The organism is Streptomyces olivochromogenes (genome assembly GCF_021538895.1).
Classification (GTDB): Bacteria; Actinomycetota; Actinomycetes; order Streptomycetales; family Streptomycetaceae; genus Streptomyces; species Streptomyces olivochromogenes_A.
On record NZ_JADDRL010000061.1, the window covers coordinates 49,109 to 56,504 of the forward strand.

4 protein-coding genes are annotated in these 7,396 nt (G+C 74.2%); 1 reads left to right on the top strand and 3 read right to left on the bottom strand.

The genetic code is table 11. The annotated features are described in order from the left end of the window. Window positions 1-17: 17 nt before the first annotated feature. The gene (locus IPZ69_RS27785; protein ID WP_235457301.1) at window positions 18-1,703 is read left to right on the top strand and encodes a bifunctional 3'-5' exonuclease/DNA polymerase; all 1,686 of its coding nucleotides are present in this window, start codon (window positions 18-20) and stop codon (window positions 1,701-1,703) included. Here IPZ69_RS27785 and IPZ69_RS27790 read toward each other — a convergent pair whose 3' ends face one another. From IPZ69_RS27790 to IPZ69_RS27800, 3 genes are all read right to left on the bottom strand, one after another. After that, entirely contained in the window at window positions 1,704-4,958 is a 3,255-nt protein-coding gene (locus tag IPZ69_RS27790) for an AfsR/SARP family transcriptional regulator (protein WP_235457308.1), read from the bottom strand. Window positions 4,959-5,397: 439 nt separating this feature from the next. Next, window positions 5,398-6,291: a glycosyltransferase family 2 protein gene (locus IPZ69_RS27795; RefSeq protein ID WP_235457302.1), complete on the bottom strand. Its 894-nt coding sequence runs from the start codon at window positions 6,289-6,291 to the stop codon at window positions 5,398-5,400. Window positions 6,292-6,435: 144 nt separating this feature from the next. Then, the gene (locus IPZ69_RS27800; RefSeq protein ID WP_235457303.1) at window positions 6,436-7,254 is read right to left on the bottom strand and encodes a class I SAM-dependent methyltransferase; all 819 of its coding nucleotides are present in this window, start codon (window positions 7,252-7,254) and stop codon (window positions 6,436-6,438) included. Between the last annotated feature and the right edge of the window lie 142 nt (window positions 7,255-7,396).

Consider the following 7,396-nt stretch of genomic DNA (forward strand, 5'->3'; position numbering starts at 1 on the left):
CTGCCACACTCGCGACCATGACCGACCGGTGGGCACTCGCCCCGGCCGAGGACGGCGGCGCCGAGCTCGCCCCCCTCGGTCCGGACGGGCTGCCCGTCGGCCCGGTGCGGCGGGAGCCCGATCTCGCCGAGGCGGTGCGGAGCCGTCCGGAGGTGACGCGCTGGGTGTGGCGGTCGACCCCCGAGGTCTATCCGCGTCTGCTCGCCACGGGGGTGCGAGTGGAGCGGTGCTACGACATCGAGGACGCCGAGACCCTTCTGCTGGGCCACGAGGGGCGGTCGGGCGAGCCGCGTTCGGCCGCCGCCGCCCTGGCCCGCCTCCGCGGCGGCCCCGTACCGCCCGATCCGCCGCTGCGCTCCGCCGAACCGGGCGCGCAGTCCCCACTGTTCGAACCGCAGGGCGCCCGTCTGCCGCTCGCCGACCTCCTCGCCGTCTACGCCGAGCAGCAGCGGCGGCACGACCGGGCCGCCCACCCCGACCGGATGCGGCTGCTGACCGCCGCCGAGTCGGCGGGGATGCTGGTGGCCGCCGAGATGAACCGGGCGGGACTGCCGTGGAGCGCGGACGTCCACCGCGAGGTGCTGCGCGAACTGCTCGGCGAGCGGTACGCGGGCGGTGGCGAGCCGCGCCGGCTGGCCGAGCTCGCGGACGAGGTGTCGGCGGCGTTCGGCCGCCGGGTGCGGCCCGATCTGCCGGCCGATGTGGTCAAGGCCTTCGCCCAGGCCGGGATCAAGGTGAAGTCCACCCGCCGCTGGGAGATCGAGTCCATCGACCACCCGGCCGTGAAGCCCCTGCTCGAGTACAAGAAGCTGTACCGGATCTGGGTCGCGCACGGCTGGTCCTGGCTGCAGGACTGGGTGCGGCAGGGGCGGTTCCGGCCGGAGTTCCTCGCCGGCGGGACGGTCACCGGGCGCTGGGTGACCAACGGCGGGGGCGCGCTGCAGATCCCCAAGGTGATCCGGCGGGCCGTGGTCTCCGACCCGGGCTGGCGGCTGGTGGTGGCAGACGCCGACCAGATGGAGCCGCGCGTGCTGGCTGCCATCTCCCGCGACCCGGGTCTCATGGAGGTGGCCGGGCGCGAGACCGACCTCTACCAGTCCGTCTCCGACCGCGCCTTCTCCGGCGACCGCGACCAGGCCAAGATCGCCGTGCTCGGCGCGGTCTACGGCCAGACCTCCGGCGACGGCCTGAAGAACCTCGCCGCGCTCAGACGCCGCTTCCCGGCCGCCGTGGCGTACGTCGACGAGGCGGCCCGGGCCGGCGAGGAGGGGCGGCTGGTGCGGACCTGGCTGGGCCGGACCTGTCCGCCGGCCGCGCGGACGGGCGAGGACGCGGCCGAGGAGGCCGGCATCCCCTCCGGGGAGGAGGAGAGCGAGGACCGGCAGTGGGTCCCCGGCTACGCCTCCACCAACGCCCGCGCCCGCGGCCGCTTCGCCCGCAACTTCGTGGTCCAGGGCAGCGCCGCCGACTGGGCCCTGCTGATGCTCGCCGCGCTGCGCCGTTCCTGCGCGGACCTGGCGGCCGAACTGGTCTTCTTCCAGCACGACGAGGTGATGGTGCACTGTCCGAAGGAGGAGGCCGAGACGGTCGTGGCGGCGATACGCGAAGCCGCGGACCTGGCGGGGCGGTTGACGTTCGGCCGGACGCCCGTGCGGTTTCCGTTCACCACGGCGGTGGTGGAGTGCTATGCCGACGCGAAGTGATCAGCACGTGCCGCCGAGCAGCTCCCGCAGCTCGGCCACGACCTCCTTGGCGTCCGTGCCGTCCAGGGCCGTGAGCGCCGCGCGCCAGCTGTCGTACGCCTCCTGCGCCCGCCCCTGTTCGCGCAGCACCAGCCCCCGCTGGTGGCGGGCCAGACCGCCCATGTAGCGGTCGGCGCGGGCGTCCGCGCGGTGCAGCAGCTCCGCGCACTCGTGCCCGGCGCGTTCCGAGCGGCCCAGCCCGCGCAGCGCGCGGACCAGGCCGAGCCGGGTCTGGGACTCGCCGTGCCAGTCGCCGTGGCCGCCGAGGATGCGCAGGCTCTCCTCGAAGTGCGTGGCGGCGGCCGCCGGTTCGCCGAGGGTGAGGTGGGCGTAGCCGATGTTGCAGCGGGCCGAGTGCTGCACGATGACGGCGCCGATCGCGTCGCCGATCGCCAGCGAGCGGCGGTGCTGCTCGATCGCGGCCCGGGGGTCGGTGTGCTCGTACAGGTTGCCCAGGTGGCTGTAGGTGACGGCCTCGCCGTAGGGGTCGTTCAGCTGCCGCGAGTATCCGAGGCTCCGCCGCAGCGCCTCCTCCGACTCGGCGTACCGGCCGAGCCCCTCCAGCAGCAGTCCCCGGTTGTTGAGGCAGCGGCGGATCCAGGAGACCACGACGAGGCGCTGCCAGATGGCCAGGGCCCGGTCGGTGAGGGCCAGGGCGTCGTTCTGGCGGCCGGTCAGGAAGTGCAGCCCGGCGAGGTCGCCCAGCGCGTACGCCTCGGCGGCCGCGTCCCCGAGGCACCGCGCCGTCCCCAGGGCGGCCCGGCCGAGCACCTCCATCTCGGCGACGCGGCCGCTGCGCTGGACGTAGGGGAAGAAGAGGCGGATGAGCGTGGAAAGAGGGGCGAGGGGGGCGAGGGGCGCGGTCGTCGCCGGCGGTTCGGGATGGGGCGGGGGCGGGTTCGGGTGGGAGTCCGGGTTCGCGCCGGAGTCCAGGGTGACGCCCGAGTCCAGGTTGGCGTCGGAGTCCGGGCGGGCGTGGCGTTCCACCAGGGCCACGACGTTCTCCAGCTCCGTGTCGCCCCAGGCGAAGGCCTCTGCGGAGGAGGCGAAGGGCGGGACGGCCGCCACGTCGGCCGCGTGCTCGGGCGGCTGCGCGGCGCTCGGGCGGCGGCGGTCGTCCTGGTCGAGGCCGGGTTCGACGATGGCGGTCAGGACGCGTTCGGCGACGGCGGCGTACCAGCGCAGGGCGGTGACGGCCGCCTCGGTGCCCTCGTCGGCGTCGGTGAGTTCGCGGGCGAAGTCGCGGACCAGGTCGTGGGGTGCGTAGCGGCCGTACGCCGTCTCCTCCAGGAGGGCCACGTCGACCAGGCGGTCCAGGGCGGCCTCGGCCCGGCGCTCGTCGGTACCGGTGAGGCGGGCGATGAGTGGTGCACCGTACGTCGGGAGGTCCAGGGCGCCGATGCGGCGCAGGGCGAGGGCCGCGTCCTGGTCGGCCTCGCGGTCGGAGGCGGCGAGGGCGTCGTGGGCGACGGCGAGCGAGCGGCGGACGCTCAGGTCGTCGTACTCCAGGTGGTGCAGGCGCCCTTCCGTGGCGGTCAGTTGGCCGGCCAGCACGTCCGGGGTGAGGGCGGTGCGGGCGGCGAGGCGGGCGGCGACGACGCGGAGGGCCAACGGCAGGCGGCCGGTGAGGTGGACGAGGGGGTGGGCGGCGTCCAGGCTGTCGCGGCCGCTCACCGCGCGCAGAAGCGCCGCGCTGTCCTCGCCGGTCAGGGGGGTGAGCGGGAAGCGGCGGGCGCCGTCGAGGGCGGTGAGCGGGGAGCGGCTCGTGACGATGACGGCACAGCCCGGGCCGGCCGGCAGCAGGGGGCGTACCTGGGCGGCGTTCGCGGCGCCGTCGAGGACCATCAGGGTGCGGGTGGGGGCGAGGAGGGAGCGGAGGAGGGCGCTGGCGGCGTCGGGGTGGTCGGGGATGCTGCGGGGGGTGGCGCCGAGGTCTCTGAGAAGGGCGGTGAGGGCTTGGGTGGGGGCGAGCGGGGGGACGCCGGGGGTGGCGCCGTGCAGGTTCACGTAGAGCTGGCCGTCGGGGAACCGGGCCCGGAGGGTGTGGGCCGTGTGGAGGGCGAGGGCGCTCTTGCCCACGCCGGCCATGCCGGTGATCACGGCGACGGTGTTCGTGGAGGTGAGGGTGTGGACGAGGTTGTTCAGTTCGGTGGTCCGGCCTGTGAAGTGGGCCGGGGGTGGGGGGAGTTGGGCCGGTGCGGGTGCGAGTGCCGGTGCCGGCGCGTGGGCGGGCACCCGGCCTTCGGCCGGGTCCGGGTTCCCACCGGCACCACCCGTGCGGGAGTCGGGGTCGGGTGCGGGTGGCCCCTGTGGGGTGTGCTCGCCGTCGGCGAGTGCCGGTTCGGTGGGGGCGGGCGCGCTTCGGGGTGCGGCCTCGGTGGTGGTGGGGCGCTTGATGAGGGCGCCGTCGGTCGACGCGACTTCCCCGTTGCGGAGGATCTCGATGTGGGCGTCGCGGATGGCCTGGCCCGGTTCGATGCCGAGTTCCTCGATCAGGCGGGTGCGGAGGTCGCGGTGGACGGCCAGGGCCTCGGCCTGGCGGCCGGTGCGGTGGAGGGCGAGCATGAGCTGGCGGTGGTAGGCCTCGCGCAGGGGGTGTTCGGCGACGAGCGCCGCCAGCTCCGGTACGAGACCGGTGAGGCGGCCGCCGCCGAGGGCGAGCTCGGCGTCGTAACCCCACTCGATCAGGAGCAGCCGCGCCTCCTCCAGGCGCTGCACGAAGGGGTACCCGCCGAGTTCGGTCGGCAGGCCGCTCAGCGGCGTGCCGCGCCACAGCGCGAGCGCCGCCGCGCACGCGCGGAGAACGCCCGCCCAGTCCCGGCGGGCATGCGCGGAGCGCGCCTCGGCGACCCGGGCGTCGAAGACGTGGACGTCCAGCTCGCCCTGGTCGACCCGCAGCAGATATCCGGGCGACACGGCACGCAGCCGTTCGGGGTCGTCGAGGAGCCTGCGCAGCCGGGTGACGTGGTTGTGCAGCGAGGCCTGCGCGGACGCCGGCGGCGCGTCGCCCCACAGCGCGTCCTTGAGCGACTCGACCGAGACGACCCGGCCGGCCTCCAGCAGCAGCGCCGCGAGCAGGGCGCGCACCTTGGGGCTGCCGATCGCCCGCAGGAGATCGCTCTGGGCGGCCTCGGTCTTGTACGAAATACCGGACGGCGCACGGTCGTACAGCACCGGTGGTCCCAGCAGCCCGAACCGCAGCCCGCACCGCCGCATCACGCCGCCACTGCCTTCCCGCGCGGCCGGAACCGGCCGTGCTGCCCGCGGGCTCGCCCGCCGTCCCTGGCGGATTTCCGCCCTGTCCACGGCGATTTCCCGCCGCCCTGCCCCTGCCCGTACGGGCCGGAATCCGCTACGGTTCCGGCTTGTCCGCCCATTCTCCCGACGACTTCGCGCCAACCGCATCGCGACCACCGGGAGAACCGTTGGCCACATGTTAGCGATCCGTTGGTGCGCCCTGATGTGATCAATGCATCGGATCCGGCCCACCGGCGCGCGCATCATGCGCAGCTCGGGGGAGTGTCGCCGTAGGCCTGGTCCGGGGACGCAAGAGGGTCCCGGTCGGCGGAGGTGAACGACCGGGACCCTCGTCCCCCTCTTCTTCCTCGCCCCTCTCGCGCCCTCTCCTCCGCCTCTTCTCCGCGTCTTTTCCGCTTCAGATCACCGGTGGGCGACCCAGCCTGGTCAGCCGCCAGACCGTCCGCCAGCGCATGGGGCGCCGTTCGCCGGCCGATTCGCGCAGACCTTCCACGAACCCGCCGAGCCAGGCCCGCAGCCCGGACGCCGACCGGGTGCGGACCAGGGTGAGCAGCGTCCACACACCGAGGTGGACCGGGATCAGCGCGAGCGGCAGCCGGCGCCGTGCCAGCCAGACCCGGTTGCGGGCGGTGACCCGGTAGTAGATGGCGTGCCGGGCGGGCGAGGTCTTCGGGTGCTGGAGCAGCAGCTCGGGCGCGTAGAGGATCTTCCATCCGGCGTCGGCGGCCCGCCAGGCCAGGTCCGTCTCCTCGTGCGCGAAGAAGAACTCGGCGGGCCAGTCCCCGATCTCCGCCAGCATCGTCATGCGCAGGGCGTGCCCGCCGCCGAGGAACCCGGTCACATAGCCGCCCCGCAGCGGGTCCGCCGCCCCGACCCGGGGGACGTGCCGCTGCTGGGTCTCGCCGTGCTCGTCGGCGATCCGGAAGCCGACGATGCCCAGGCGCGGATCGGCCGCGTACAAGTCCCGTACGCGGCGCAGCACATCGGGTGCCACCAGCAGCCCGTCGTCGTCCAGCTCCACCACGACGTCGACGTCGCCGTACTCCCGGAGCCGGGCGAGGGCGACATTGCGCCCGCCCGGGCAGCCGAGGTTGTCGTCGACGTCGATGGCGGTGACCTCGCCGGGCAGGGACAGCCACCGGCCGAAGTCGGGCAGCCGGCAGCCGTTCCCGACGATCACGATCCGGGCCGGGGCGACATCCTGCTTGGCCACCGACTCCAGCAGGGCGTCGACTTCGGCGGGACGGTTCCCCATGGTCACCACGGCGACCGCGATTCTCGGCTCCACCATGCCCGTCACCCCATCCGGCAGACGGCGGCGTCCGCGTCCCTGCCGCGCGGCGCTCGCCGTTCACCAAGATGTTGCCTCAGGGCACGCGGTTCTCCCGACGCCGGTTCACTTTGCCGCCCTTTTACTGCGGTTTTGTACGGGCTCTCAACGCTTCCGCCACACGGTCACATGGGCTTCGAAGTAGTCGTACTCGCGCGGGTTCTGCCGGAGCACGCCCGCCTGGTCGGCCTCGTCGACGAGGGTGAAGTCCGCCTCCAGGAGCCGCTTCAGGCCCTCCTCGCTGGAGGTGTGGTCCTGGGCGGAGCCCAGCCAGGTGCCCGGGTGGCTGTACTCCGGGTACCAGGACCACGGGCAGGCGATCATCAGCAGCCCGCCGGGACGCAGCAGGTCCGCGCCGGCGGAGAACTGCGCCAGGCAGGCGGCCGGGTCGTCGACCCGGTCCAGCACGTTGGAGAGCAGCACGGCGTCGAACGCGTCGGGCCCGCCCTTCAGCGCGCCCGCGTCACCGACCTCGAACCGCACCTCGGCCCGGCCGTCGGTGGCCGGCAGACGCAGCTCGATGTCCCGGGTGAACGGCCCCAGTTCGGCGACGCTGAAGGTGCCGCCGCCGCTGCGGGTCAGCGTCTGCGCGATCTCGATCGAGCGCGGGCTGATGTCGACACCGATGACGAGGTCCTCGGCCCATTCGCTGAGGGCGTGCGTCACGCCCCCGACGTTGCAGCCGACGTCGAGCACGCGCCGCACCCGGCTCCCGGTCCGCAGCGCGCTGTCCTGGAGCATCCGGGACAGCCGCCGCGGGTATCCGTGGGCGTCGGCGAGGGGATGGCGGGGGCGGTCGAAGACGTCGTCGACAGCGCCGTAGTGCATGAGGAGGTAGCGGGATATCTCCCGCGACTTGTCGTAGGGCAGGCCCGTCTTGTCGTCCCCGAACAACTCGTCGCTCTTCAGGAGGACAGGAGGCATCGTCGTCACGTCAACGCTCCGGTTGGATCGATTGGCTCGTGGGGTGTGGTCGTCGGTGCGGGTCGAAAACTTCGCTCAGTCCCGGGATCGGGGCCGCAGCGTCGGCCGCGCCCTTCGGGCGCCCTGGAGGGCGACCGCCAGT

What these genes read in the sequence shown, in the direction of transcription:
- IPZ69_RS27785 (WP_235457301.1), top strand. Translation starts at nt 18, where the DNA reads ATGACCGACCGGTGGGCACTCGCCCCGGCCGAGGACGGCGGCGCCGAG.
- IPZ69_RS27790 (WP_235457308.1), bottom strand. Translation starts at nt 4,958, where the DNA reads ATGCGGCGGTGCGGGCTGCGGTTCGGGCTGCTGGGACCACCGGTGCTG.
- IPZ69_RS27795 (WP_235457302.1), bottom strand. Translation starts at nt 6,291, where the DNA reads ATGGTGGAGCCGAGAATCGCGGTCGCCGTGGTGACCATGGGGAACCGT.
- IPZ69_RS27800 (WP_235457303.1), bottom strand. Translation starts at nt 7,254, where the DNA reads ATGCCTCCTGTCCTCCTGAAGAGCGACGAGTTGTTCGGGGACGACAAG.